The following is a 2,197-nucleotide window of genomic DNA, read 5'->3' as shown; positions in this document are numbered from 1 at the left end:
AGTGTGACGCTTCCTGCTGTTCGTCATGATCTGACCAGTCTCCCTGCCCGGACCCCCGGGCAACAGGACGACTCACACAACCACCGGACCTACCGAACGGGGTCAGCCCAATCTCAACGAGAGCGTTGTTAGCCGTGAGCGGATTCTCGACAAGGTGGTCAGCGATCTTATTGCCAGACCCGTCGAGTTTGGTTGCTCCGACTTAAGCCCCGAACGATGAGGACACAGCGACCCGCCTGGCTACTCCCGCCGACGTGTTTGAGGTCATCCGTGCCACGCTCTGCCAATGGGTCGATGGGAACGTGATTGGCGATATCTCGGAGCCGCTTCGTTTTATCCGGACACTTCGGGCCGGCGCCCGCAGAAGCTTCTTTCCTGCCGTGGTGAGACACCATACGACTCAGTAACCCGGTCCGCAACCAGATCCATGGCTGCGGACATGCTCCGCGGCCCGAATGACAGCACAGACCTTGCCGTGCGGGAGGGAGCCTCGTGGTTTCCGATACGCTTCGGTCATGGTCGAGCCGACTGTCGGCTCGCGTTGAGGTTTGCGGCAACGAGCATTGCCTGTCAGCGAATGGGGAGATACAGAATGAGTCTGCGAGCGAAGGAGCTCATTGACGATAAGGAGGTCGCTGGACTCGAAGAAGATCGTCTAGGACACGACGAAGTGGCGCAGCAACTCGCGGAGCTGGTTTGCTCAGTACCGACTCCGTCCAATGTCGCCCTCTATGGCCCTTGGGGATCGGGAAAGAGCGGCATCGGCAACTTGCTCGCTTCCAAGCTGAAGACGAGGAACGGAGTTAGGTTCGCCAGGTTCGACGCCTTTAAGTACGCCGAGAACCCGCTCCGCCGTAATTTTGTGTCGGTTGTGGCCAATGCCCTCGGCGTGAAGGACGCTCGCTTCCACGACGACCTGTATCGAGGGCGAACGACCACCGACTTCGCCGTGCCGATGAGAAAGCTCTTCTCCCTCGTCGGAATCTTCGCGCTGGTCGTACTCGTGGCTGTCCTTGTTACGTCGATTGGGATCTCGATTGTCGCCTGGGTGCAGGGTAACGATGTGTTCGCTGAACTACTGAGGATCGGTACCGCTACGCTGCCAGCATCATTGGTCCCAGCATCTCTGCTCACGGCAGTCATTGCCCTAGTAGGTAAGACATTCACCTCCGAGAAGCGAGTCGAGCGAGCGGAGAGCGATGAGGAGTTCGAATCGCTTCTGACCGAGCTGGTGCAAAAGTCGGGTGCGAACCGCGTGGTCATTTTCGTCGATGAGCTCGACCGCTGCTCATCTGATGAAGTGGTCGAGACACTCAACGCAGTTCGCACCTTTCTAGGTGTGGACAAGTGCGTGTTCGTGGTTGCAGCCGACCAGCAGGTTCTCGAGCGTGCTCTGACCGATAGCCTGTCCCAGCCCACGCCCGTCGATTCCCTCAACCCTTACTACAGCGCCGGTAGCGCGTATCTCGACAAGGTCTTCCAGTACCAAATTTCAGTTCCTCCCCTGATGCCCCAGAGCATCATCAACTTCGTGGTGACCTCGCTCGAAGGGCGTCCCGGGGTATGGGAAAAGATCGACGTTGCGGTTGTCGCCTCGATTCTGATCCCATCGCACGTGCGCAGCCCTCGCCGGGTCAAGAACTTGCTCAACGCATTCGTTCTCACCTTCCGCCTCGCCCAGAGTCGCGTCGAGAGCAAGCAGCTCGACCTGGATGTTCTCGAGTCGATTGATGAACTCGCTCGACTGGTCTGCCTCCGCGTTGAGTTCCCCTTGTTCGCCCGAGATCTCGTTGTCGATCCAGCGCTTTCTGAGTACGTGCGGGAACTTGCGGAACCCTCGGCCACTCCGGCCAATGTGTGGGAGAGGTATCCGTACGTGGACCCCTCCACCCGACGTGTCGCTGAAGAATACGCGAAGGCGACCCGTCCAGTAGACAGGCTCTTGGTGGATGACAGCGACTCACCGGTGGCCGAGGAAGTGAACTCCGCTCAAGGGCAACAACTCATTGACTACCTGCGTCGAACACGAAGCGTCTCGGGGCCAACTAAGGCGCTCATCCACCTCCAGAACACCGGGAGTCTTTTCGGGCTCTGCGCATTCTAGGTGGGGGTGAGGGGGTCAAGTCCGCCGGCGATCAGGAGCATGCGGAGCCGGTAGTTGTCGTAGTTGGTGAAGCCGCGGGCGATCCGGCGGGCG

Annotated in this window: 1 protein-coding gene; it reads left to right on the top strand. The window is 59.4% G+C overall.

Annotation, left to right across the window (positions count from 1 at the left end):
• Positions 1–592: 592 nt before the first annotated feature.
• Positions 593–2,104 (top strand): KAP family P-loop NTPase fold protein, encoded by a 1,512-nt coding sequence (locus tag WFI00_RS17665; protein ID WP_336633662.1) that lies wholly within the window; start codon positions 593–595, stop codon positions 2,102–2,104.
• Positions 2,105–2,197 lie beyond the last annotated feature (93 nt).

The organism is Microbacterium sp. MMO-56 (genome assembly GCF_037146215.1).
In the GTDB taxonomy this organism is placed as follows: Bacteria; Actinomycetota; Actinomycetes; order Actinomycetales; family Microbacteriaceae; genus Microbacterium.
This window is presented reverse-complemented; position numbering and strand designations above follow the sequence as displayed.

Excerpts from the sequence above, each read along its gene's own strand:
- WFI00_RS17665 (WP_336633662.1), top strand. The coding sequence starts at position 593 with ATGAGTCTGCGAGCGAAGGAGCTCATTGACGATAAGGAGGTCGCTGGA.